Annotated in this window: 19 protein-coding genes; 9 read left to right on the top strand and 10 right to left on the bottom strand. The window is 46.4% G+C overall.

Going from position 1 to position 24004, the window contains the following annotated elements; translation table 11 throughout:
- Positions 1-42: 42 nt before the first annotated feature.
- From ACFI6J_RS05750 to ACFI6J_RS05740, 3 genes are all read left to right on the top strand, one after another.
- Positions 43-540, top strand: coding sequence for an alpha/beta hydrolase (locus ACFI6J_RS05750; protein ID WP_014947828.1), 498 nt, complete (start codon positions 43-45; stop codon positions 538-540).
- 113 nt (positions 541-653) lie between these two features.
- Entirely contained in the window at positions 654-2495 is a 1842-nt protein-coding gene (locus ACFI6J_RS05745) for a GNAT family N-acetyltransferase (RefSeq protein ID WP_348670381.1), read from the top strand.
- Complete coding sequence (locus ACFI6J_RS05740; RefSeq protein WP_014947830.1) at positions 2492-3472, top strand: histone deacetylase family protein; 981 nt, start codon at positions 2492-2494, stop codon at positions 3470-3472. Before ACFI6J_RS05745 ends, ACFI6J_RS05740 begins: the two co-directional genes overlap by 4 nt.
- A 95-nt stretch (positions 3473-3567) precedes the next feature.
- Here ACFI6J_RS05740 and ACFI6J_RS05735 read toward each other — a convergent pair whose 3' ends face one another.
- The 3 genes from ACFI6J_RS05735 to ACFI6J_RS05725 form a co-directional block, all read right to left on the bottom strand.
- The gene (locus tag ACFI6J_RS05735) at positions 3568-4308 is read right to left on the bottom strand and encodes a MauE/DoxX family redox-associated membrane protein (protein ID WP_069943519.1); all 741 of its coding nucleotides are present in this window, start codon (positions 4306-4308) and stop codon (positions 3568-3570) included.
- A gap of 122 nt (positions 4309-4430) precedes the next feature.
- Positions 4431-4949 (bottom strand): DUF6436 domain-containing protein, encoded by a 519-nt coding sequence (locus tag ACFI6J_RS05730; RefSeq protein WP_014947832.1) that lies wholly within the window; start codon positions 4947-4949, stop codon positions 4431-4433.
- A 36-nt stretch (positions 4950-4985) separates the two neighbouring features.
- Positions 4986-6467, bottom strand: coding sequence for a methyl-accepting chemotaxis protein (locus ACFI6J_RS05725; RefSeq protein ID WP_348670382.1), 1482 nt, complete (start codon positions 6465-6467; stop codon positions 4986-4988).
- Positions 6468-6640: 173 nt separating this feature from the next.
- Here ACFI6J_RS05725 and ACFI6J_RS05720 point away from each other — a divergent pair, with 173 nt between their 5' ends.
- Positions 6641-7513: an ATP-grasp domain-containing protein gene (locus ACFI6J_RS05720; RefSeq protein WP_171336952.1), complete on the top strand. Its 873-nt coding sequence runs from the start codon at positions 6641-6643 to the stop codon at positions 7511-7513.
- Between the two features lie 81 nt (positions 7514-7594).
- On the opposite strand, the gene ACFI6J_RS05715 is transcribed toward ACFI6J_RS05720, so the two are convergent.
- The 4 genes from ACFI6J_RS05715 to ACFI6J_RS05700 all read right to left on the bottom strand — a co-directional run bounded on the left by ACFI6J_RS05715 (position 7595) and on the right by ACFI6J_RS05700 (position 13172).
- Positions 7595-9037, bottom strand: a complete 1443-nt coding sequence (locus tag ACFI6J_RS05715; protein WP_348670383.1) for a DUF3300 domain-containing protein — start codon at positions 9035-9037, stop codon at positions 7595-7597.
- A 135-nt stretch (positions 9038-9172) separates the two neighbouring features.
- A complete protein-coding gene (gene ribA / locus ACFI6J_RS05710) occupies positions 9173-9787 on the bottom strand; it encodes a GTP cyclohydrolase II (protein WP_014947836.1) in 615 nt (204 codons plus the stop codon).
- 132 nt (positions 9788-9919) lie between these two features.
- Positions 9920-12766, bottom strand: a complete 2847-nt coding sequence (locus ACFI6J_RS05705; RefSeq protein ID WP_348670384.1) for an EAL domain-containing protein — start codon at positions 12764-12766, stop codon at positions 9920-9922.
- Between the two features lie 88 nt (positions 12767-12854).
- Positions 12855-13172 carry a hypothetical protein gene (locus ACFI6J_RS05700; protein ID WP_014975341.1) on the bottom strand — a complete coding sequence of 106 codons (318 nt, stop codon included), beginning with the start codon at positions 13170-13172 and terminating at the stop codon, positions 12855-12857.
- A 105-nt stretch (positions 13173-13277) separates the two neighbouring features.
- Here ACFI6J_RS05700 and ACFI6J_RS05695 point away from each other — a divergent pair, with 105 nt between their 5' ends.
- Positions 13278-13946, top strand: a complete 669-nt coding sequence (locus tag ACFI6J_RS05695; protein ID WP_039226895.1) for a glutathione S-transferase — start codon at positions 13278-13280, stop codon at positions 13944-13946.
- Between the two features lie 83 nt (positions 13947-14029).
- Here ACFI6J_RS05695 and recQ read toward each other — a convergent pair whose 3' ends face one another.
- Positions 14030-15871: a DNA helicase RecQ gene (recQ, locus tag ACFI6J_RS05690; RefSeq protein ID WP_039226893.1), complete on the bottom strand. Its 1842-nt coding sequence runs from the start codon at positions 15869-15871 to the stop codon at positions 14030-14032.
- A gap of 213 nt (positions 15872-16084) precedes the next feature.
- Here recQ and ACFI6J_RS05685 point away from each other — a divergent pair, with 213 nt between their 5' ends.
- From ACFI6J_RS05685 to rarD, 3 genes are all read left to right on the top strand, one after another.
- Complete coding sequence (locus tag ACFI6J_RS05685) at positions 16085-16597, top strand: thioesterase family protein (RefSeq protein WP_462585785.1); 513 nt, start codon at positions 16085-16087, stop codon at positions 16595-16597.
- An 86-nt stretch (positions 16598-16683) separates the two neighbouring features.
- On the top strand, positions 16684-18021 hold the full coding sequence (locus tag ACFI6J_RS05680; RefSeq protein ID WP_014977961.1) for a magnesium transporter: 1338 nt from the start codon (positions 16684-16686) through the stop codon (positions 18019-18021).
- Between the two features lie 229 nt (positions 18022-18250).
- Complete coding sequence (rarD, locus tag ACFI6J_RS05675; RefSeq protein ID WP_014947843.1) at positions 18251-19165, top strand: EamA family transporter RarD; 915 nt, start codon at positions 18251-18253, stop codon at positions 19163-19165.
- A 66-nt stretch (positions 19166-19231) separates the two neighbouring features.
- On the opposite strand, the gene ACFI6J_RS05670 is transcribed toward rarD, so the two are convergent.
- Positions 19232-20509: a GGDEF domain-containing response regulator gene (locus ACFI6J_RS05670; RefSeq protein WP_014977963.1), complete on the bottom strand. Its 1278-nt coding sequence runs from the start codon at positions 20507-20509 to the stop codon at positions 19232-19234.
- Positions 20510-20551: 42 nt separating this feature from the next.
- Positions 20552-22723, bottom strand: a complete 2172-nt coding sequence (uvrD, locus tag ACFI6J_RS05665) for a DNA helicase II (RefSeq protein ID WP_156085743.1) — start codon at positions 22721-22723, stop codon at positions 20552-20554.
- Positions 22724-23186: 463 nt separating this feature from the next.
- Here uvrD and cysE point away from each other — a divergent pair, with 463 nt between their 5' ends.
- The gene (gene cysE, locus ACFI6J_RS05660; protein ID WP_014947845.1) at positions 23187-23993 is read left to right on the top strand and encodes a serine O-acetyltransferase; all 807 of its coding nucleotides are present in this window, start codon (positions 23187-23189) and stop codon (positions 23991-23993) included.
- Positions 23994-24004: the final 11 nt, after the last annotated feature.

The raw sequence follows: 24004 nt of genomic DNA, 5'->3' as shown, positions 1-24004 counted from the left end.
AGAGTGGGAAAAACTTTTCATTTTTGAATAGGGATATCGGTAATGACCACCGTTGTTTTTTCTCACGGCAAAGAAAGCGGTCCATGGGGCAGTAAAATAACAACGCTTTCAAATGTAGCGAGCGATATGGGTTTTGGCGTCGAGAGTATTGATTATCAAGATCTCGATTGCCCGGAAGCTCGCCTAGCGCGACTTAAAGAGTTTATTGCTGAAAAGTGCAATGATGTTGTTCTGGTTGGCTCCAGCATGGGCGGCTATGTGTCACTTGCCGCAGCAAGCCAAATCTCAGCACGAGGCGTTTTCCTTATGGCTCCTGCACTGTATTTGCCAAACTACGAAATTCAACGGTTCCCCTACGACGGCTACGTGAGCCTAGTGCACGGCTGGAATGACGATATCGTGCCTATCGAAAATAGCTTAAAGTACGCGCGCCATCAAAAAGCTCAGCTCTTATTACTTAATGACGGCCATCGCCTAGCGAATAGCAAATCTGTTATTTCTCCGTTTTTCAGAAATTGGTTGGAAAAATTTCGATACTAATGATGAATCGGTAAGCCTACGACCAATCGCTTATAGTTCACGCTTACGCAAATGCGGGAAAGCGCCTGTTTTTATGGCATGATGAGTTATTGCTTAAAACAGGGCAGATGGAAATGACATTTAGTTTACCTCAAGCGCCACAATGGTCGTCGCTGATAAAGTCTGGTTGCCGTGTCTTTGTTGGCGGAAATGCCTCGGTGCCGCATGCACTAGTGCAGCATCTTATTGATAACAGCGAAGGGTTTAGCGACATCGAGCTGGTTCATATGCTGGCCTTAGGCGACACCCGATGGGTGAAAGAAGAGTATAAAAACCTCTTTAAAGCGAATACATTCTTCATTGGTGGCGAAGCCATGCGTAAGGCGGTCGATGAAGGCCGTGCTGACTATACCCCCGTTTTCCTGTCTGAAATATCAAGCTTATTCAGCGACGGTACGCTGGCACTGGATGCTGCGCTGATTAACGTAAGCCCACCCGATGAATTCGGCTATTGCTCACTAGGTCCTGCAGTGGATATTGCTATGTCAGCAATCAGACAAAGCAAAAAGGTCATTGCTCAAATTAATCCTCAGGTGCCAAGAACCGCCGGGCACTCTTATATTCATATCAGCGAAATAACGGCCTGCATTGAAGCCGAAGAGCCACTTGTTGAAGTAACGCCGCCGCCTATCGATTCGGTGGCAGAGCGAATTGGTCAGTATGTTTCAATGCTGGTGGATGATGGCGCAACGCTGCAATTTGGTATTGGGAAAATACCGAGTGCTACCCTTAAATATCTGTGTAACCATAAAGACTTAGGCATTCACAGCGAAATGCTCACCGACAGTATTATTGAACTGTTGGAGTCGGGCGCTATCACCAACAAGAAGAAGACTTTCCACCCCGGTAAAATTGTTACTAGCTTTGCTATTGGTACTCGCCAGCTTTACGATTTAATCGACAGCAACCCTCACATCGAGTTTTATCCAAGTAGCTACGTAAACAAACCCACCAATATTGCCAAGAACGATAATATGGTTGCCATTAACAGTGCGCTTGAAGTGGATTTAACCGGTCAGGTGGTGGCCGATTCATTGGGCTACGACTTTTACAGTGGCATAGGCGGGCAAGTTGATTTCGTAACGGGTGCGTCTATCAGCAAAGGTGGGAAAGCGATTATAGCGCTGCCTTCTACTGCCAAAAATGAAACCATTTCCCGTATCACACCCCGTATCAGTGAAGGGGCGGGTGTTGTTACTTCGCGGGGGAATGTTCAGTACGTGGTGACCGAATACGGCATAGCATCGCTTAAAGGCAAAAGCATTCGAGAGCGTGCATTGGAACTTATTCGTGTGGCACACCCCAAATTCCGTGCAGCGCTCTTAGAAGAAGTAAGACAGCATTATTGGGTACCTCATTATCAGGAAAAGTACCCAACCGATATTCCAGAACTGGGTGCTATTCAGCTTAAAAAACTGAATATTCAGGGGGAAACCTATTACATGCGCCCGCTGAACCCCGCCGATGAAAGGCGTTTGCAGGAATTCTTTTACTCCCATACGAAAGAAACACTAAGGCTGCGTTACAACTACGACCCGAAGCAAATGTCGCGCGAAAAGTCGTGTAATTTAGTGTCGGTGGATCAAAGCTCAGATGCTGCGTTATGTATTGTAAGGCAAGAAGGCTCCCGTATTACCATTCACGCAGTAGGGCGTTTTTACTTCAATCCAAATGACAATACCTGTGAAGCAGCGTTTGTTACCCGTGAAACCCAGCAAGGGAAGGGGATGGCAAGCAGGCTGCTAAACGAATTGATCAACGTTGCGAAAAAACGAGGCATTGCAAAGATGATGGCCTACGTGCGTGGCGACAACAGCCCGATGATTGCCATTTTCGAGCAAGCGCAATTTAAACGGAAGTTCACTGGCGACCCCAGTGACATAGAGTTAGTACTAGATGTGGCATCTCTCGCATGACAATTAAAATTTTTCGCGGCAAACACGGCACTAAACACGACTTAGGGAAAGATCATCCCGAGTCACCGGATCGCCTGTTCGCCATAGACGACCAATTACTGTCTTCTGGACTCGATATGGTGTGTGAGCACGCTGATGCTACGCCTATTGCTGAAGCTTATCTTAAGCTAGCCCACGACCCTTACTATGTGAAAAGTGTGTTTGAGCATGCGGCTCAGTCCATATTTAGCGACCACGAAAAAACGCTCTATTCCGAACGCAAGGATAACGTGGCATGGTTAGACGAAGATACCGGCTTGATGCGACACAGCTTAAATGCAGCACTTGAGTCGGCTGGTGCGGGATGTAATGCGGTGGATTGGGTTATGGAAGGCAGTGACAGGCAGGCGTTCTGCGCGACAAGGCCGCCAGGTCACCACGCTACATACGACAGCGCCATGGGCTTCTGTATTTTTAATAACATTGTTATAGCTGCGCGCTATGCCCTTCAAAACTATGAACTAAAGCGCGTTGCCATAATCGATTTTGATGTTCACCACGGAAACGGTACCGAGCAAATTGTTGCTGGCGATCAACGCATCATGCTTTGCAGCAGTTTCCAGCATCCTTTTTATCCACACAGTGGTTCACCGGTGTCGGCAAGTAATATTCTTTCTGTGCCGCTAGAAGCAGGCTCTACAGGTGAAGTATTTAGAGAAAAAGTGCAGCACTGGTTTAACGCATTGCGCAACTTTCAACCTGAGCTGATTTTTATCTCAGCGGGTTTTGATGCCCACGCAGAAGATCCTATGGCGCATTTGCGACTGGTGGAAGACGATTATTTCTGGATAAGCCAACAACTTCGCGCAGTGGCTGACGAGTGTTGCCATGGTCGCATAGTCAGCATGCTAGAAGGGGGCTACGATTTAAGTGCACTAGGCCGCAGTGTGGTGTCGCACCTTAAAGGTATGAGCCGCCCTATTGAAGAAACTCAATAGGGTCTCATAGCAAGTGAATTATCGTGTTGTTAATTCAACGGGTAAACACGGTAATAGATACCAGCTCAACACCGGTGCATCAGCCTTCATTTAAATTAAGCTATCCACCGTGTAAGCATGTAAAGGCCAGCACCTAACATGGCAAGGTTTTCGGTAAGCGATATAAACCCAAGAGGAAGGTCTGAATTACCGCCCACACAGGCGCACTTAAGTTCACGTTTATCGATATATACCGCTTTAATAACTGAAACTGCACCTATTGCGCCGATAAAAATAGAAACAGGTGAAACTAATAGTGCGGGAAGCCCCGCTAGCATACCAAGCCCAGCAAACGCTTCTGCGAAAGGGTACACATACGCGTACCTTACGTGCTTCATTGCCAGTAAGTCATAGGTAATGAATTGATTTGAGAACGCTACAATGTCCTGTAGTTTTTGTAGTGCAAGGATCACCATGGTGACGCCAATGAAATTCATTATAAAAGGTTCAATACCTGTTGGGAGTCCACCTTTTAGCATGAGCGCAAATACCACAAGGGCGGCTAAAGAAAAAATCACAATGATAGGTGTGTAGCGCGAACCGAACTCACTTTCTTGCTTCAAATTGAAATAATCTCGTAAGTCATCATAGCCACCAATTCGCTTATCATCGATAAACGTTTGCGGCGTGGTTTTCACATTATGCTTCTCTTTAAAAGCGTCAGTTTCACTTCGATTGGACAAATGATGGTCTTCAACATCGTAGCCCTTTCTTTCTAGCAAATCTTTCGACTTAAGTCCGAAGGGACAAATATGATCAGGGGTAACCATGCGATAAAGAACGGCGCGCTTTGACATTGTGGACTCCTTGTAAACCTTTCACGAAATGGCACCTAGTGCGCAAAATATGCGCGCCTTCTGCCATATTTATAGTGATATCAGGATATACAAAGATAAGTTACATAATCCATGCCAAGGGTTTAACAGAAGCATCCAGTTGCATCAGTGTTAATTACCGCACCGTTGTAGGGAAGTTGTGTGGTATAGCTTACAACCTGTTCGACAAGGTTCTTTCCGGTAAAGCATCCGTAGCCCGTTGCGTATGGACCTAAATAGCGAAGCTGATTTTGCATGTCTAAAACTATAAGCGCGGGCACTGCATCAAGCATAGCGGCGAGTTCCGGTACGTCTTCTATATTCACTCTGACTTGATGAAAGTCATTTCCTAGCTTTGTTAATAGCTGAGTCTGGTGAGGTGTAGTTAACGTTTCACAGTAGCAACGAGACTGCGTTCCCACATGAATAACAGAACCAGGGGCAATGTTTTGTTCGTTTAGTAGTTCGACAAGTGAAGCGTCAAAATTAGGCGCTGTTGTGCGGTGAAGTAAATCACCATTTGGGTCGAAGGAAGAAAGCTGCCGCTGACCGTAAACCAACAAGGCGGTGAGTAAACTCACCGCCCATAACAACAAAAGTATCCAGCTTGTTTTTTTATGCATAACCCAAATGCCAACAGCGTGCTTCTAGCGCTTTGGTTAAAGCTTAAATCGCTCGATAGCACTGCGCATGCGTTGAGAGATTTGTGACAACACCTCAACTTCGCCTGCTAGCGATTCAGCGGTAGCCAGTTCCTCAGAAGTGAATTCGCTTAATCGCGCCGTACTTTGCGCTATAGAAGACGATGCGGTTTCTTGCTCTACCGCTGATGTCGCTATTTCGGTCATGCTTTCGCTCGCTTCGCGAATTTGCTGCATGATCTGGGTCATGGCTGAAGTGGCGTTATCGCTCGATACAACGGCTTCATCAACCAGCTGAATGCAGGTTTGCATTTGTTCGACTGAACTGGCGGTTTGGGCAACTAGCTGCTCAGTAATACTTGTGATTTGGTCTGCACTTTCTTTTGAGCGGATAGCCAAAGTACGTACTTCATCGGCAACAACGGCAAAACCTCTGCCGTGTTCCCCTGCGCGGGCTGACTCGATTGCTGCGTTCAACGCAAGCAAGTTAGTTTGCTCGGCAACGGCGGTGATAGAGCGCATTGCGTCAGAAATATGCGCGCACTGCTCGTTAAGCGCCGAGTTTGTCTGCGCTGCCGCATTTAATGTGTTGCGCAGCGAATCTATGGTGCGGCTTGTGTTGGAAATAGAGTCGCGCGTAGTCTGCGAAGAACTCTGTGCCGCAGAGGCTTTGTCGCTGGCAAGGGTTGTTTGTTCGGTAGACAGCTGCATCGTTTGTGCGATTTCTTCTGACGATGCCGATACCATGGCAATCTCTTGGTCAGTGTTTCTGCTGATTTCAAACATGTTGTTTGCCGCCAGCTCCATCTTGTCACAGCCTCTAACAACTTCGTCGGTTAAATTTGAAGCAAGCTCAATTAATGCTTTTACTTGGTCGATGAGCTCTGCGAAAGGTCTCACGATCTTGTGGCCTCGGTTAAGCTTAATAGATAAATCGAGTCTACCGTCACCCTTTTGCATGGTCTCAATAGCTAAGCGCAGTTCAGCCGCACCGGCACCTTCTTGATGACTTTGTTTAGCCATGTACATCAAAACACCGCCCTCAGAAAGCGCGAATACGGCGTGCATCAGCAAGATAGGAAAGGTTACGTGACCCTCTTCAAAAATAAATAACGGCGCGCCGCCCGCTTGTAAAAAGAAGAACGAAATATGATGGACAGCAACGACTGCAGTGCCGGTTGCAACCACTTTCCAGTCTCTAAAGTAGGAAAGAAATGCCAGAAGAACAAAGATTTCAAAGTGGACTTCAATTAACCCGAATGACTGGTGGATGTGGAGGGCTGTCAGCAGTTGAACACCGATAGCCATCGCATGGCGACTTATCGCTGAATAGGGGGTTTGCAAACTAAGGACAAGTGGTACGGCAGCAATTGGAATACCAAGAACAAATGCAGGAAGAATCTCGCCAGTATAAAAACCGATGCCAATCGCAATCAGCAGTTGGATAACAATTACAACGCGAAAAATCTTGTGACCTTCTAGGAGCCAAGGATACTGCATGCCAATCTCCGACAAGTATTTGGGATTAAGTGTAGGTTAAAAATAAGGGGTGTGCTAACTTCGCCACAGTTTACGTAAGTCACGGTTTTTACGCCATTTAACTTTTGTATAGAAGTTACTGTTATTAAAAAAGTTTAATCTTCGAATGCCTAAATAAGCTAAAGGACACAATCATGCCTGCCATCGCCTTTCTTTCTACTGACCACCTTGAAGACTTCTTTGTGTACGACGAGCTTTTGATCCCGTTTTTCAATGATAACGGTTGGTCTGTAGAAACCATATCTTGGCATAGTCAGTCAGAAAACTGGGATAGGTTTGACTACGTGATTGTGCGCAGTACATGGGATTATCAGCAGCATCCAGAGGCCTTTCTGGCTTGTTTGACTCAAATTGATGCGTCGAGAGCAACCTTGCTCAATCCATTGCCTCTTATGCAGTGGAATATTGAAAAGCACTACTTAAAAGACCTACAGGACAAGGGCGTGCCTATTGTAAGTACACGGTGGAGTAATGCATTTAATAACAGTGTTATTGATGAGGCCTTTTCCCATTTCAATTGCGACACTGTGGTGATTAAACCTACGCTTAGCGCTAATGCTGATGATACGTTTAAGCTCTCGGTCTCAAATTGGCATGAACAGCAACAGGCGCTTTCTGATACGTTTAATCAACGTGATTTCATGATTCAACCTTTCTTAAATAGCGTGGTTGAAGAAGGGGAGTACTCGCTTTTCTATTTTGGCGGGAAGTACAGCCATGCCATTAAAAAGGTGCCGCAGAAAGGCGATTTTCGCGTACAAGAAGAACACGGGGGGAGCTTACATCCCGTTGCCGTAGATGAAGAACAACTAGATATTGCCCAGAAAGCATTGTCAGCAATGCCTTGCGAAGCACTTTATGCACGGGTTGATTTAGTCAGGCAGGGCAGTGGCTGGGCGATAATGGAACTTGAACTTATTGAGCCCTCTCTTTACTTCAATTTAGATGAACAGTCTCCCCTGCGCTTTGTCGACGCATTGATAAGCTTTCATTTGAATAGGGCCTAAGCGTTGAATAAATGAAAAGTGAAGCCAGCAAATTATAGGTTTGCTGGCTTACTGATAGGAAACTAACTTTTTAATTTAGTGCTAACGCAGCGTCTTCTCAGTTCGTCCCTGCTTTATCGTCCTGTTTCTGCTTGATTCATAATTCTTAACTTGAGCACGGCTTACTGAAGAAGTACTCGCCCGCTCAATTCGTCTTGGCTTACTGCTCTCTCGAGCCACCGGCTTGTTTTGCGGACTCGTTCTTTCAAATCGCTCTCGATTTATGTTTTGTTTAGCTGGGCGCTTTAGCGTGTTTTCTCTATTAGCATATCGCTTCGACTCTGACGGCGTTGATATCCGAGCGGGTTTGTCCCGCTTTAACTGGCTTAGCGTCCGGTCCCTAGTCGGCTTCTCGCTTCTGCTCGCCGCTTGATTGCGTTTTAGCGCGTGCTCAATGGATTGTTTGCGGCTTACCGAGTCTTGTTTGTTCTGAAAACGACTTTCTCTAAGTGGCGTTACCTGTTTTGGCTCAATAGTGCGTCTTACAGTCTTGGTATTTTCGGTACGCGCGATGGGTCTTACGGTATTTTTGTCATTGTGGCGTTTCGATGTGTTTACCGTGCTAGCGTGTTTATTAGACAAGTGCTTTGCCCGCGACACACCCGCATGTTCATATCGCGAAGGCGCATTGTGAACTACTCGAGTAGAGTAACGCGCACGACGATGCACCGTGTTGTGTTCCCAGCGACGATAGTCTCGGCTTATCACGCGTTTTCTTGGGCTACCGTGATAATACCGGCGTACAGGCTCGCGGTGAATAACGACATGGCGGTTATGCCAGTGCACGCTACCAAAGAAAAAGAACGTAGAAAGATGGATGCTTGGAGACCAATAGACATTGCTATGATGATGATAGCTTACGTGATGACGCCAGCGAACTGGTGAAGTTGTGTGCCACCAGTGACCGTACACAACATGAGGGTCATAATAAGGCACATACACCACTTCCCGCTGACGGGGCTCAATGTAAATTATTTCGCGAGTAGGCTCACGTTCCCGTTCAACTTCAATGTAGTCATTGGTCACCAGATTGCCAGTGTTGAGGGCGTGTTGTCGAAGCACCTGCACGCGGTCTAGTACACGGCTTTGATCAATTAGTACGTTATCACCAAGTTGCTGTAACCACTGAAGATCGTTCGCCATGGTGCTGAGTAAGTCGGTGAACGGAGCAAGTGCTTTTACGCTGGGATCCCAGTTAACACTCGCCAGCACATTTTCCACCTGTTCCGGGGTTAAATGCTTGTTGCTTTGGCGCCAGCGGTCGGCTGCAACTACATCAAGCGGGTAGGTAGCCGCAATCAGTATGTGAGTAAGCAGGGTATCAGGATAAAGCGCAATGGGCGCAAGTACACTGTCTAATTCAGCGTCAGAATATTGCTGCGTTGACGCAGAAACATGTGCAAGGTTGGCGTTCGACTGAGCGATGGCAGGTAGCGCTGAAACACTAGACAGTGCGACAATCACAGATAAGGTTATGTTTTTCATACATTCTCCTTAGCGCATGAGCAACGGCTTTTCGCGCGCTAAATGGTAAGTCTGTATACGTTATAACCAGTCTATGATTAACCCAAGCTGAATAGAAAACGCCCACATTGGTGTGGGCGTTTTCAAATAACTCGTCTATTTGAAAACGTGGGGGTCGAAAGCGTGCCCAAGCTTTTCTGTTTTCGTCTTTAAGTAATGCTTGTTGTCTTTGGTGATACCGTGGTCAATAGGCTTACGTGCAACCACGTCTATTCCAAGCGCTTTTAGTGCTGCCAACTTTTTCGGGTTGTTTGTCATAAGCTCAACATGCTTCACATTCAGCGTATCTAGCATCAGCTTGCAGATATCGTAACTTCTTAAATCGGCGTCAAATCCAAGATGTTCGTTAGCTTCTACCGTGTCCATGCCACTATCTTGAAGGTTGTAGGCGCGAATTTTATTTAAAAGACCAATACCGCGACCTTCTTGGCGAAGGTATAACAGCACACCGTGACCATTATCGACGATATTTTGCATGGCTTTTTCTAATTGAAAGCCACAGTCACAGCGAGTGCTAAATAAAGAATCGCCTGTTAAGCATTCTGAATGGATACGAATTGGCACTACGTCGTCTTCTTTCCACTCTCCATAAGAAAGGGCAACGTGTTCTTGGCCGCTGGCTTCAACAAAGCCGTGTATTTTAAAATCACCCATGCGAGTGGGTAATTTTGCGGTACTGACATATTCGTATTTAGGCTGTTTGCTACTCATGTTACTTCTACACTTTGGACAGTAGGCAATAAGTGGGGATGACTTCTTTTTTTGCAAGTCTACCATTTTATTATACGCGAGTTGACGCTAGTGCTATCACTTTTTTCGTAAGACGTATATTAAGTGCAGTTATTAAAGTGGGGTAAACTCTCGCAGCGGGGCAGGCTTTGCAACGCTATAGCCTTGGGCAAAATCAACGCCCATTTTGCCAAGTTGTGCCATGGTGCCTTCATTTTCAACGAATTCCCCAACGGTTTGCATTCCCATGGCTTTCGCTACATCATTGATTGACGCAACCATAGCCGTGTCTACACTGTCGTTCAGCATATCCTTGATAAACATACCGTCAATCTTTACCTGATTAACCGGCAAGCTTTTGAGATAACTGTACGAAGAGAAGCCGCTACCGAAGTCGTCTAGGGCAAACGAACACCCAAGGCGATTAAAAGTACGCATAAAGGCAAGGGTGTCCTCCATTTTTATAATCGCTACCGACTCGATCACCTCGAAACAAATCTTGTTGTAAGGAATATTAAAGGTTTCGAAAGCGTTTAAAATGAATAGCGTAAAGTCTCTGTCTGCTAATGAATGGCAGTTAAGGTTTATACTGCATCGCCTTAACTCAGCGAGATGTTCAGGGTTTTCAGACAGCCATTTGAACGTATTTGTGACTACCCATTTGTCGACATTTACATTCATTTCAAAGCGCTCTGCCGTGGGTAAAAAATTAGCGGGCTCAACAATTTTTCCGTCTTTTTCCCTTAGGCGCAATAGCACTTCATAATAGTGACCATCGCTGGCTTTGCTCAAAGGTCTTAATGACTGGTAATAAAGTTCAAAGCGCCCTTCTTCCAAGGCGTTGTTTATAGAAGAGACCCAGTCCAGCTCACGCTGATAGCGCTGCATGCTCTCATCATCTTTATTATATCTATGCACCTGATTTCTGCCTTGCTCTTTGGCAAAATAACAGGCGGCGTCAGCCATGCTTAAATACTGCCCTGAGCTAACGTTACTATCATCGCATACGACCATGCCAATACTTACGCCTAAGTTGAATATTCGGTTATCCCACATGAACCGATAGGCCTGTACTGCATTGAGAATTTTCACTGCATTGAGATAAACCGCATCAGCATCTAAATCTGAATAGATAACGCCAAACTCATCACCCCCGAGTCTTGCTAGCTGCGCGTTGGGTAGCAGCGTATTTTCAATCAGGCGGGCGACGTCTTTTATGAGTACATCTCCCGCTTTGTGACCGCAGGTGTCGTTAACGACTTTAAATCGGTCTAAATCTAAAAAGAGTAGGCACACAGGTAACGCGCTGTGGTTATGTACTTTTTCCTTGAAGACTGATTCAAATTGCCGTCTGTTGTATACGCCGGTTAGTGAGTCGTGAGTGGCCAAATACTGAAGGCTTAAATCGGATTGCTTTTTTTCCGTGATATCAATAATTGAGCCGTACAGGTAAGTTCCTTCATCGTTCTCGCGGATCTGGCAAGACAATGAAAACCAGAACTCTGTGCCGTCCCGACGTTTTCCCCGTATCTCTTTTCTGGTGACGTGGCCTTGCTGTGATATCTCACCTAACAATACATGTCTATCTTCTGGTGATGCGTAAAAGGCTTTTGTGCTTGCCCCCTCGCTAAGCATCTCTTCCTCATTCTCATACCCAAACACCGTGCACATCGCAGGGTTAACTGAAATTAGCTTACCGTCCCAGGTTGATGTGTAGTGTCCTTCAGCGGAGTTTCGGAACAAGTCATAAAAGTGATTTAAGCTAGAAATTGTTTCAGCCTGAGAGGAGAGCTTATGTTGATTGAGTACCTGCTCTTTTGTGATGACCGCAAATCCAAAACACAGGAAACCCAAGGTTAAGAAAAACAGCATTCCCATCGCGACATCGACAGTATAAATAAGGTCGCTGAAAAGGTTTTGGGTCACCAAGGCGTAAAACGCAAAGAAAGATAGCCAGGCCAGAATATAAGTGGTGCTGACAACACTACTGCCTTTGTCTTTAAAGATAAGAGCAAGGGTAACGTGATACAAACCCATCGCCGCTGTGAGTATAAGCAGCGTGATTGTGACCATATAAGCATTTACGGTAAAACAGTAAATGGTAGCAGCAATAGGTAGAGCATAATTTAGCAGCCTTAAAACAAAAGGCACACGAGAGAACAGGTGATGAGTCACTTTTCCAATACACAGTAGTAATACGCCGAAGCATACGGCGTAAAAATGCTCGCTGGCGTTAGTCAGGCTAGGCCAAAACGCGAGACCACCCTCTGTAATGAACAATAACGCAATAAGCACCAATGACGACATGGTTAGCCAGAAGCGGGTAGGGATACGCTGATATAAGTAGGAAAAAAGAAAATAGGAAGCAATGAGTGCCATCACACCCGACACAGCACCAAGCAAAGTCAGCATATTAGTGTCATGTTGAGTAAGCAGGTCTCGCTCCCATAGTGACATTGGAAAGTACTTTAGCCCCTCGTCTTTCGCTGCGATTAGTAACCGAGCGTCTTGGTATGGTTGAAGGGTGAAAGCAAGCCTGATATTTGGAAGCGGTTGTCTTAACGAATAGTCACCTTTACCGGCTTGATAACGGTACGATTTTATAATTCGCTGGCTGCTGTCTAGAAGATAAATCTGCAAATCATCAACGTTTAGACGGTCGATATTAAGCACTAAGGGAATGGCACTATAGCCAGAGTGGACAAGCTCTGTTGAATACCACACACGTTCTGTTGAAGAAGCCGTTGCTGTTGGTGTTTTTGTGGAGCTTCCCGTCAATACATCAAAATAGGTTGCGCTATTAGGTGCAATTGATACCCGTGCATAATGGTTGATGATTTCCCTTTCGAAAGACTCATCGATAACAAGCCGCGGGCTGGCAAAGGCGTTTATGCTTAGAACCACCCAACTAATGAGCAAAGCTGCAACGTACTTTGTTAGCTGGGAGATTGGCACTAGCATGATCCTTGAAGCGCTAATTATGTGTTTTCTATAGAATAATACTAGTCTGTCCTAAAAGCCAAACAGAAAGAAAAAGGCACGGTAATACTTACGTGTTTTGAAGATACTGGTAGATCGCATTCGGTGATTGTTGAGTGCCTACCGGTTCCAGCCATATCGCCTCGCAAAGCCACTCAATGCATAGTATGCATTGAAAATTTGTATTGCTGGATTGGGTGGTAACAAGCGCCTGAAAGCGATCGGCTCCCCAATCTGCGTCGGATAGTGAAAAGTGAAAAATTTCACAAAACTGCTCTGCCCACTGCTGAGTTTTAAGAGGCGTTAAAGGTAATGCAACGCGGATTTCTACGCTTTGTTCGTTAACCACTGCGTGCTGTTGAATGTCTTCTTTGGTGAGATTTTGCATAGAACTTATCAATTCGCTGGTTATTGTAAACCTGCTTGCTTTATAAAGTGTATATAGTACAACACAAAAACAATAGCGTTAATCTAAGCGTATTAAGGACGGGGTATGCTAACACTTCACCATTTAAATAACTCTCGCTCGCAGCGAATTTTGTGGCTTCTTGAAGAGCTAGGCGTAGAGTACAAAATAGAATTCTATCAACGAGACAGTAAAACAAACCTAGCGCCGGATTCATTGCGCGCTGTTCATCCGCTGGGACGCTCTCCGGTGCTTACTACGCCGCACGGTGCTATTGCCGAGTCTGGTGCTATTGTGGAATACCTTGTTCGCCACCACGCTACAGACGCATTTTCTGTACCTCAAGACCCAGAGGCACTTCAACAGTATTGGTTTTGGCTGCATTTCGCTGAAGGTTCGCTAATGCCGCCACTAGTGGCAAACTTAGTGCTGGAGAAAGCGCGTCAAAAAGGTTCGAAGCCTTTCTTTATTAAGCCAATTACTAACAAACTGATAGACGGTATTTTAAATGCCTATTATGGCCCTAATTTAGCGCAGAGCTTACGCTATGTGGAATCTTACTTAGCGAAAAATACTTGGTTTGCGGGTGACGCGCCTAGTGGCGCTGATGTTCAAATGATATTTCCGTTAGAGTCGTTGGTAGCCAGCGGGCGTGCGAAGGACTTTACTGCCATTCAAGGTTACGTAAAACGAGTTCATGCCAGAGAAGCCTACAAAGCGGCGCTTGAGAAAGGGGGAGAATACGCTTACGCCTAGTGTGTTTATCTCTACTGCGTGCACTTTTTCTTTGTGCAAACTGCGGCCAGCTGGAAAACAGAATCTAGTTGGCCTGCAAGCCCTCAGTGCTCTCGATTTATGTAATCATCAATAAGCTGGATAAAAGCCTCACCATAGCGTTCGAGTTTGGTTTGGCCTACGCCGCTTACATCAAGCAAGGTGTTGCGCGTAGTGGGGAGTTTACACGCCATATCCACTAAGGTGGCGTCACTAAATACCACATACGGCGGCACTTCATTTTCTTCGGCCAACACTTTGCGTAAGTGCTTAAGACGGGTGAACAACGTTCGGTCGTAGTTAGCAGGCGCTTGTTTTGCTTTTTTCTTGTCGGGCTTAAATTCAAGTCGCGGAACGGCAAGCTGAACCGCTACTTCACCTTTTAACACAGGCCGAGCGGCCTCGGTTAAGCGCAATGCGGCATGGGCGGTAATATCAACGCGTATAAGGCCTTTATGAACAAGCTGGTTGATAATGTTGTGCCAGTAGCTATCCGATTTATCTTTACCTATGCCGTACGTGGAAAGCTGGTGGTGGCCTGCTTCCTGAAGGCGCCTAAGCTGCTTGCCTCGCAAAACATCAATGACATACTGGCTAGAGGCTTGCTGTGAGAGCCGAAGTACACACGACAGTACTTTTTGTGCAATCACCAAACCGTCGATCATCTTAGGGGGGTCTAGGCAAATGTCGCAGTTGCCACAGGCGCTGTCGCTGAACTGCGAAAAGTAATTCAGGAGTACTTGTCTACGACAGGTTTGCGCTTCTGAAAAAGCTTCCATAGCCGCAAATTTTTGTAACTCTATTTGGTTGCGCTCGGCTATTTCCCCTTGCTCTATCCACTGTTTTACGCGGGCTGCGTCTTTTTCATCAAACAACAATAAAGCTTCTGACTCCAAGCCGTCTCGTCCCGCTCGGCCGGTTTCCTGATAATAGCTTTCAACACTGCGCGGAACGTCGTGGTGAACCACGTAACGCACGTTCGATTTGTTGATACCCATGCCAAAGGCAACGGTGGCCACCACAATATCAATTTTATCGTTAAGGAACTGGCGTTGTACCAGCTCTCGCTCGTCGTTGTCCATACCCGCGTGATAGGCCGCGCAGCGAAAACCTTGTCTGAATAATTTAGCGTGCAGGTCGTCGACTTTAGCGCGACTGTTACAGTAAATAATGCCGCTACCTTCTTGCTGTTTTACGTAAGCAACAACTTGATCAAAGGCTTTGTACTTGCTCATTACGCGGTAGCGAATATTGGGTCTGTCGAAGCTGCCTTTATAAACCAGCGGGTCGTTAAGGTTTAGCTGCGTCAGTATGTCTGCTTGGGTGGCCGAATCTGCAGTCGCTGTGAGTCCAATAACAGGAATAGAGGGGAAGCGGGATTTTATTTGCCCCAGAGCGCGATAATCCTGCCTGAAATCGTGCCCCCAATGGGAAACGCAGTGCGCTTCATCAATGGCAAATAAGGCAATGTCGGCGTGCGCAAGCGACTGCTGAAAATAGTACTGCATTAAACGCTCAGGCGACACGTAGAGCAAGTCGAGCTTTCCTGCTTGAAGTGCGTCATTTATGCGTGCTTGTTCGTCTGTTTCTAGCGTTGAATTGAGATAGGCAGCTTTTACGCCCAGCGCTTTAAGCTGTTCTACTTGGTCCTGCATAAGCGATATAAGTGGTGACACAACAATAGCGGTGCCCTGGCGCACTAACGCAGGAATTTGATAGCACAGCGACTTGCCACCACCTGTTGGAAGCAAAACAAGTGCGTCTTTACCTTCACATACTTGGTGAATGACTTCGCCTTGACCGTCGCGAAAAGCATCGTAACCAAATACATCTTTTAAGACGGTTTCTGGTGTTTTTACACGTTGCGTTTCTGGCGCTAATTCTGATGGAGCTATTGCAGTTGTCATGGCGCTGGATTTTACGCGTTTTTGGCGACGTCTTCACGGGGCAATTTAAAAAACTAGACTAAAATTCAGCGATAGTCCTGATCAGAGGGGCAGCAGCTCTTATAATTTATTTTGATTCAATATCATTGGTTGGATGAATTTCCGTCAAACTTACGTTCGGTAGTAATGTTGCTTATAAGCACATTACAAATATCAATTCATCAAGGAAAGCGAGTGGATAACAAAACGACTAATAAAGACGAAGCTAAGGGCAGCGAAACACTAAACCATGAACTAATGATTAAACATGTAATTGCGCTTTTTCGTGATACTATGCCGTTTAACCAGTTGCTGGGCTTGGAATTTGTTACTGAAGGAGAGGGGCTGGATACACAGATCTCCCTGCACCTTGATTGGCAACCAGCGCTGACCGGCAATCCAATGCAAAAAATCCTACACGGCGGTGTAACAGCGACTATGCTAGACACCATCGGTGGTTTAGTTTCAATTGTAGAAACCATCAAACAAACCGCACGTGAACACCTTGCGGACCTTCAAGTTAGATTGCCCACCATGGGCACGGTCGATATGCGCGTTGACTACTTAAGGCCGGGAAGATGCGTGCGCTTTGTTGCGACAGCCACGATTATACGCAAGGGCAGTAAATTAGTGGTTTGTAGAATGGAATTGCACAATGAAAAAGGCGATCATATAGCCTTTGGCACGGGAACATATATGCTGGGATAGCAGTGTCTTAATAGGTTTGCATCATCCCACAATGCCTGTTGTTACGTTGTGTAAAGGAAGTGAGCGGTATTAACGGGAGGTGTAGCATGGCAGAGCCATTACCAGATTTAATTGAAGAGATTGTTACCGAAAGTATGGGTGACGATCCGGCGACCTTGTTAGCCACCCTTGCGGGGCAGGACGAGGTATACATCGCATCACTGTTAGAATCGTTGCCCGTAGAAAAACGTTTGGCGGTATGGGAAGGCATTCCTCGCGACCGTAAGCTCGACGTATTGGTTGAGATGCGTAGCGACCCCCGTGAAATTCTTATCGACAATACGCCGCACGACGAATGGGCATCTATTTTTGCTGATATTGACGCAGAAGATTTACTGGAACTACTCGATTCATTGCCAAAACGGCTTGTCGATATGGCCTATGAATCACTTGATTCTAAAGAGCGTAAGTACTTCAGAGAAGCGACACAATTCCCCGATAACCAAATAGGGCACTGGGTTAACCACGAGCAGTTAGTGTTACCTTCGAACGCGAAAGTGCGCGAAGGGCTACGCTTATTAAGACGTGACATACCTCAGCATTGTGACAGCATTTTTTTGGTGAACCGCTCAGGTCAATTTTCCGCGCTAGTTAAAATTAGCCACCTCTTCAATGCGCAAGATCACGTGTCGCTATTCGACTTGTCGGAAGAAAGTGTGACGACCATTCAAGGGGCGGACGACACTATGAATGCGTCGCTACTTGTTCAACGTTCTGGGCTTGCGTCGCTGCCGGTAGTTGACGAAAACAACAAGCTTCTCGGCCGATTAGATGTGACCTCTGCAAGTGAGTTGGTCAACGAGTTTTACGAACGCCAAGTGATGGCTTCGGCGGGTATGGATGAGGACGAAGATTTATTCTCGCCTGTGGCCAAAAGTGCGAAAAATCGTGCCCTTTGGCTTGGCATTAACTTGCTTACCGCATTTTTAGCCTCGTGGTTTATTGGATTGTTCGAAGGCACCCTTCAACAAGTGGTTGCCCTTGCGGTACTGATGCCGGTAGTGGCAAGTATGGGAGGCATTGCAGGTAGTCAAACGCTAACCCTGATTGTACGCGGCTTGGCGTTGGGGCAGGTCACGCCTGCCAACTTACGGGCGCTGATGGTGAAAGAGCTTAAAGTAGGCGGCGTTAATGGCGTGATTTGGGCCTTGGTAATTGGCGTTGTTGCTTATTTCTGGTTTACCGATGCCATGTTAGGGTTGGTTATCTGTTTGGCCATACTGTTCAACATTGTAGCCGCCGCACTTGCAGGCGTGTTTGTACCTGTAATATTGGACAAGCTGAAAATAGACCCAGCACTGTCGGGGTCGGTCATTTTGACTACCGTAACCGACATTGTAGGCTTTGTAGCCTTCTTAGGTTTGGGCACACTGTTTCTGCTGTAGCACCATTCCCGCGATAAACCTTGTCCTGTTTTTTCATGACGAACGCATCTTAGGCCCCATTGAATGAGCACATTTAGTGGGGCTTTTTCATTTTTTGTTAATTGCGTTTCATTAATTATGCCGCTTGTTACACGTCCTTTGCCGCATTGGAAAGCGTTAAGGGTTGTGAATTCACCTAACCTGATAAACAATACGCGCCTTCTTCCCCCGAATTTCGTTGGAGTCAGTCTTGTCTAAGCAAGCCAGTGCCGCTCAAGTCGGCGTTATTTGTGCAATTGCCGCATATAGCATGTGGGGTGTCGCACCTGTTTATTTCAAACAGTTGATGGTATTGCCGGCAGCTGAAATCCTGATGCACAGGGTAATTTGGTCTGTGGTGCTTTTGGTTGGGCTTATAGCCGCGCTAAAGCAGTGGCCCAAAGTGGGCGCCGCCTTTCGCAATAAGCGCGTTATGCAGATTTTATTCGTTGCAGGGTTGTTACTCGGGGCGAATTGGCTCTTGTTTATTTGGGCAATTAATAACGACCATATTCTTGATGCAAGCCTTGGCTATTACATCAACCCTCTTATCAACGTATTTTTAGGGCGACTTTTCTTAGGTGAAAGGTTGCGTAACTTACAGCGTGTAGCCGTTGGGCTTGCCGTTATTGGCGTGGCTATTCTTATTTTCTCTTATGGCCACGTGCCGTGGATTGCCCTGGTGCTTGCGGGAAGTTTTAGTGTGTATGGCTTATTGCGCAAGCAAGTGGCTGTAGACTCGCTACCCGGCCTATTCATTGAAACTTTAATGCTCTCGCCATTCGCTATTATTTACTGGGTCTTCTTTGGCTCTGAGTACAGTAACTTATTTAATAACGACGCCACGCTAAATACCCTTATTTTAGCGGCTGGCATTGTAACTACCGCGCCACTACTTTGTTTTACCGCTGCAGCAAGGCGCATAATGTATTCAACGCTGGGCTTTTTTCAGTACATTGGCCCAACGCTTATGTTCATTCTGGCGGTTTACCTGTACGGCGAACCGCTTGAAGAGTCGCGCTTGGTGACCTTCGGCTTTGTGTGGTTTGCGCTTATCTTGTTTAGTGCAGATTCGCTAGTTAATTACCGCAGTCAGCGTAAAGCGCGAAAGCTAGCGGTGGAGTAGGGGCTTTTGCGCACCAGTCTTTAATTAAACGTCGGACAGCTAAGCGGCAGTTGATTGAGTGAAAAGCTAAAGCAGTGAAGCTTGCTCTTGCTGAGGAACATCTGGTGGTTCGCACTTCACTTGGTTACGCCCACTATTTTTGGCGGCGTAAAGCTGCTTGTCGGCAAGGCTTAGTAGCTTATCTACGCGCTGAGTGTGGGCGCCACTTACCCCAATACTGCAGGTCACTTTAATGTCGCTTTTAGGCAGTTGAATAATTTCCGCTTCCACCACTTTTCTGAAGTCGTCTAGACGCTCACAGGCTTCTTTTAGTGGTGTTGACGGCATGTATATACAAAACTCTTCGCCACCAAAGCGGGAGATAATTTCGTCCGGAAAATAAAACTCAATAAGGGCCGCCATGGCTTTTAGCACAATGTCACCTGCGTCATGGCCATGGGTATCGTTTATCGATTTGAAAAAGTCTAGGTCAATAAGGGCGAGAGCGTGATCCTCAGACAGGTTTTGGTGTTGTACAGTAACCATGTAGAAGAAGTGGCGCCTGTTAGGCAAACCTGTTAAATAGTCGGTGTTGGCCACACGACGAATTTCTTCAACGCTCTCAATATATTCCACGTTCTGCATCACGCGACACAAGAACTCTTCATGACAGTAGGGCACTCGCAAGAAGTCATTTGCACCACTTTTAATAAAGTGCGCAGACATTAACATGCCTTTGCCTCCAGCAACGCCCATAATTGCCAGCTGCTCTTTCGAAAAGGCTTTTCTTAAACTGGCGACAAAGTGCGTGCCTGTCATATCAGGCAACGTGTTGTCAGTGATAACAAGACGTACGTTTTTGTGTTCAGACAAGCATTGCATAGCGTCTGTAGCCGTTAGGCATTCAAACGCAATAAAATTATGGCGCTGAAGTAATGAAACGGTTTTTGAGCGCAACACCCGATTAGTGCTTACCACGACGACACCAGTAGACTTGTTTTTTTCTAATCGGCTAATAAGACGATTGAGGTAGTCGTAGTTCTGCGAATTTTCTTTGGGAATGTAATCGACAACGTCACGTTCTAGGACTTTATCGCGAATAGCGCTATCTAAACTTTCTGTTGTAGCAATGGTGGGAATGAAAGACTCAACAGTAAAGTCGATGGCTTCGCCTTTTGGTGCATCGGGAAGCGAGTATGCAACAATAGCACACAGAAAGGTTTCCGGCATATTTTGCGAAAACCGTGCTTTGCCTTCTGTCAGCGACGTTGCGCCAACGGGGGTAAGACCAGCCCGGCGTACTAATTTCGCTATAAGTTCAAGGTTGCCTTCACCATTTTCGATGATCAGCACGTGTTGCTGCATACATTTCAACTTAGGTTTAGGCTACCTTGCCTATTAATAATGTTACGCTTTCTCCAGCTTTGCGTAAGCAAGTACCAGCCATTTGCTGCCAAATTCGTCGAAGTTTACTTGAACTCGACCGTGCTCACCACTCCCTTCGTAGTTAAGTACGATCCCTTCGCCAAATTTACGGTGTACAACTCGCTCACCTAAACTAAAGCCCGTTTCTTCAAAACTGGCGTGCGACGTCGCTTGGCTAAAGCGGTTGTGCACGGGCCGCGAAATAGTCGATTTCAGTCTAACCTCTTCAACGCAGTCTGCTGGCATTTCGCGAATAAATCGAGAAGCAGTATGATACTTATCTTGGCCATAGAGTCGACGACTTTCTGCATAAGTAATATACAACTTTTGCATTGCTCTGGTCATACCAACATAGCAAAGTCTGCGTTCCTCTTCCATTCGACCTGGCTCGTCGTTAGTCATTTGGCTAGGGAACATGCCTTCTTCTACACCTGCTAAGAATACCAGTGGAAATTCAAGGCCTTTAGCGGTGTGAATGGTCATCATTTGCACGGCATCCTGGTCTTTATCCGCCTGGGTTTCACCTGCTTCCAGCGACGCATGAGCTAGAAAGGCTGCCAGAGGCGACATTTCTTCGGCTTCTTCAGGCACGATAAAAGTTTTACATGCAGTAACCAATTCTTCTAAGTTTTCTAGACGTGCTTGGGCCTTTTCTCCGCGCTCTGCTTGGTACATGGCGTACAGACCAGACTGGCGAATAGCCTTATCGGCTTGTTGGTCAAGGGGCTCATCTAACGTGGATTGCTCTAGCTCAGTAATTAGCAACACGAAGCTTTGCATAGCATTTAGCGCGCGGCCTTTAAAGCCACCTTCATTAATGAGCAACTGACACGCCTGCCACATTGAACAGTTGTGCATTCGCGCGGTGTCGCGCACTTGCGATAAGGTTTTCTCACCAATACCGCGACTTGGGGTGTTTACTACACGCTCGAAAGCTGCATCGTCGTGCGGGTGGCTCACCATACGCATATAGCCAAGGGCGTCTTTAATCTCTTGGCGTTCGAAGAAGCGCAGACCGCCGTATATGCGATACGCCAGCCCTTCGTGCAGCAAGGCTTCTTCCAGTACTCGAGACTGGGCGTTGTTTCGATAAAGAATAGCGGTATCAGTAAGGGCGTTGCCTTGATTAAGCCAATCTTTGATTTTCGAAACAATAAAGCGCGCTTCATCTAGCTCGTTGAAACCCGCATATACAGAAATCAGCTCGCCTTGCGCGTCTTCCGTCCAAAGTTCTTTCCCTAAACGGCCCGTATTGTTGTCGATAACCGTGTTCGCCGCTTTAAGAATGTTTCCTGTAGAGCGGTAATTCTGCTCAAGGCGAATAGTAGTAGGCTCGTTGAAGTCTTTCAGGAAGTGCTGAATATTATCTACGTTCGCGCCGCGCCAGCCGTAAATAGACTGATCGTCGTCGCCAACAATCATAATGTTATTATTACCACCACTACACAGCATACGAAGCCATGCGTATTGGATATTGTTGGTATCTTGGAATTCGTCTACTAACACTGCACGGAAACGACGTTGATAGTGGGCTAATACTTCTGGGTTTTTAGCCCATAATTCATGTGCGCGTAGCAACAGTTCAGCAAAATCTACCAAGCCTGAACGGTCACAAGCGTCTTGATATGCCGCATAGACTTCGCGCATGGTCTTTTGAATATGATCGCCGTGGGTTTCAATGTGCTGAGGGCGCAAGCCTTCGTCTTTGTTGCCATTTATGTACCACTGAATTTGACGAGGCGCCCAATGCTTTTCGTCTAGGTTCATGGCCTTCAGAATGCGGCGAATAAGTCGATACTGATCATCCGAATCAATTATCTGAAAATTCTCAGGCAAGTTGGCTTCTGCATGATGCGCGCGTAACAGGCGGTGTGCAAGCCCGTGGAAGGTACCAATCCACATATTGTGCAGGCTGCGACCCATCAACGACTCTATTCGGCCGCGCATTTCTTTGGCTGCTTTATTGGTAAAGGTCACTGCCAAAATAGAAAAAGGGGCGATGTTTTCGACTTCCATTAACCACGCAATGCGATGCACTAATACGCGGGTTTTACCACTGCCCGCGCCAGCCAAAACTAGGGCGTTAGATAGTGGGGCTGCTACTGCTTCACGCTGTTTGTCGTTTAGCTCGTCTAGCAGTCGAAATACATCCATAGTGTGGTACCTGTTAGTTGATAGTGTTATACATTCAGCAGCGCGCTATTATGCCACCTGCCTGTTAATTTATACAGTCCAGTTTTTCCCAGTGAAGATAAATTTCAACGGCATTATACGTTCGTGTGCAATCATGATTTTAAGTATTATTTAATGAAAGATACGAGCGCTCTGAACGTTCTATTAAATTAATGGAAGCACTCAGTTAGACGCAGCGAGAGAGCAGAGTGCTTTAACGATGTGTACATGTACGATACGGTTATTAGCTATAACGAATTAATTCGATAAATTGATCGAATTATGCGCTTGGTCGGTATCACATCGGTATTGCATCACATCAAACTCAGGTAAACTTTTACGCGTTCCCTTTTGTCAGCATAGATATGCCCAGCAAGGAACAAGTTTAGATCGCTTACCCAATTTTCTGATAGAACACAGCATTTTTATATAACGGGACATGCTCATGACCGCACTTACAACGCCCATCGATTTTTGGTCTACGCTAAAACAAGAAGCGCAAGTTGTTGCTGAAAAAGAGCCTTTGCTGTCTAGCTATGTGCATGCCAGTGTTCTTGCACATCACAACTTTGAATCGTCGCTTAGTTTTATTCTGTCGAACAAAATGGCAGACGACGTCATGCCTGCGCTCGCCATTCGCGAAGTTTTCGATGAAGCTTACTTACTTGAGCCAGGCATCAGCGAAGCGGCTATTGCTGACATTCTAGCGATTAAGGCGCGGGATGCGGCGGTCAACGATTACCTTACTCCCTTACTTCACTTTAAAGGTTTTCATGCTGTGCAAGTACACCGCATGGCGCATTACCTTTGGGTTCATGGGCGTCATCAGCTTGCTTTATTCTTACAAAGCCGCAACTCGGCAAGCTTTGGTGTAGATATCCACCCTGCTGCGCGTATAGGTAAAGGCGTCATGTTTGACCATGCAACTGGCATTGTAGTGGGCGAAACTGCAGTGGTTGAAGACAACGTATCTATTTTGCAGAGCGTTACATTAGGTGGTACCGGTAACGAGTCGGGCGACCGCCACCCTAAAATTCGCCAAGGCGTGTTAATTGGCGCTGGCGCCAAGATCCTTGGAAATATTGAGATAGGTGAAGGCTCAAAAGTAGGCGCTGGTAGCGTTGTACTCAATAGTGTTCCAGCTCACGTTACTGTGGTGGGTGTTCCAGCTAAAGTGGTTGGGAGACCGGTTTGTCAAAGCCCATGTGAATCCATGCGCCAAAACGTACTAGAAGATAACTCCCACGTATAAAATTGGGGTCA

Source organism: Alteromonas sp. G4i13 (assembly GCF_054960505.1).
Note: the sequence above shows the minus strand (reverse complement) of the source record. Positions and strands in the feature narration are given on the sequence as shown.

What these genes read in the sequence shown, in the direction of transcription:
- ACFI6J_RS05750 (WP_014947828.1), top strand. Translation starts at nt 43, where the DNA reads ATGACCACCGTTGTTTTTTCTCACGGCAAAGAAAGCGGTCCATGGGGC.
- ACFI6J_RS05745 (WP_348670381.1), top strand. Translation starts at nt 654, where the DNA reads ATGACATTTAGTTTACCTCAAGCGCCACAATGGTCGTCGCTGATAAAG.
- ACFI6J_RS05740 (WP_014947830.1), top strand. Translation starts at nt 2,492, where the DNA reads ATGACAATTAAAATTTTTCGCGGCAAACACGGCACTAAACACGACTTA.
- ACFI6J_RS05735 (WP_069943519.1), bottom strand. Translation starts at nt 4,308, where the DNA reads ATGTCAAAGCGCGCCGTTCTTTATCGCATGGTTACCCCTGATCATATT.
- ACFI6J_RS05730 (WP_014947832.1), bottom strand. Translation starts at nt 4,949, where the DNA reads ATGCATAAAAAAACAAGCTGGATACTTTTGTTGTTATGGGCGGTGAGT.
- ACFI6J_RS05725 (WP_348670382.1), bottom strand. Translation starts at nt 6,467, where the DNA reads ATGCAGTATCCTTGGCTCCTAGAAGGTCACAAGATTTTTCGCGTTGTA.
- ACFI6J_RS05720 (WP_171336952.1), top strand. Translation starts at nt 6,641, where the DNA reads ATGCCTGCCATCGCCTTTCTTTCTACTGACCACCTTGAAGACTTCTTT.
- ACFI6J_RS05715 (WP_348670383.1), bottom strand. Translation starts at nt 9,037, where the DNA reads ATGAAAAACATAACCTTATCTGTGATTGTCGCACTGTCTAGTGTTTCA.
- ribA (WP_014947836.1), bottom strand. Translation starts at nt 9,787, where the DNA reads ATGAGTAGCAAACAGCCTAAATACGAATATGTCAGTACCGCAAAATTA.
- ACFI6J_RS05705 (WP_348670384.1), bottom strand. Translation starts at nt 12,766, where the DNA reads ATGCTAGTGCCAATCTCCCAGCTAACAAAGTACGTTGCAGCTTTGCTC.
- ACFI6J_RS05700 (WP_014975341.1), bottom strand. Translation starts at nt 13,172, where the DNA reads ATGCAAAATCTCACCAAAGAAGACATTCAACAGCACGCAGTGGTTAAC.
- ACFI6J_RS05695 (WP_039226895.1), top strand. Translation starts at nt 13,278, where the DNA reads ATGCTAACACTTCACCATTTAAATAACTCTCGCTCGCAGCGAATTTTG.
- recQ (WP_039226893.1), bottom strand. Translation starts at nt 15,871, where the DNA reads ATGACAACTGCAATAGCTCCATCAGAATTAGCGCCAGAAACGCAACGT.
- ACFI6J_RS05680 (WP_014977961.1), top strand. Translation starts at nt 16,684, where the DNA reads ATGGCAGAGCCATTACCAGATTTAATTGAAGAGATTGTTACCGAAAGT.
- ACFI6J_RS05670 (WP_014977963.1), bottom strand. Translation starts at nt 20,509, where the DNA reads ATGCAGCAACACGTGCTGATCATCGAAAATGGTGAAGGCAACCTTGAA.
- uvrD (WP_156085743.1), bottom strand. Translation starts at nt 22,723, where the DNA reads ATGGATGTATTTCGACTGCTAGACGAGCTAAACGACAAACAGCGTGAA.
- cysE (WP_014947845.1), top strand. Translation starts at nt 23,187, where the DNA reads ATGACCGCACTTACAACGCCCATCGATTTTTGGTCTACGCTAAAACAA.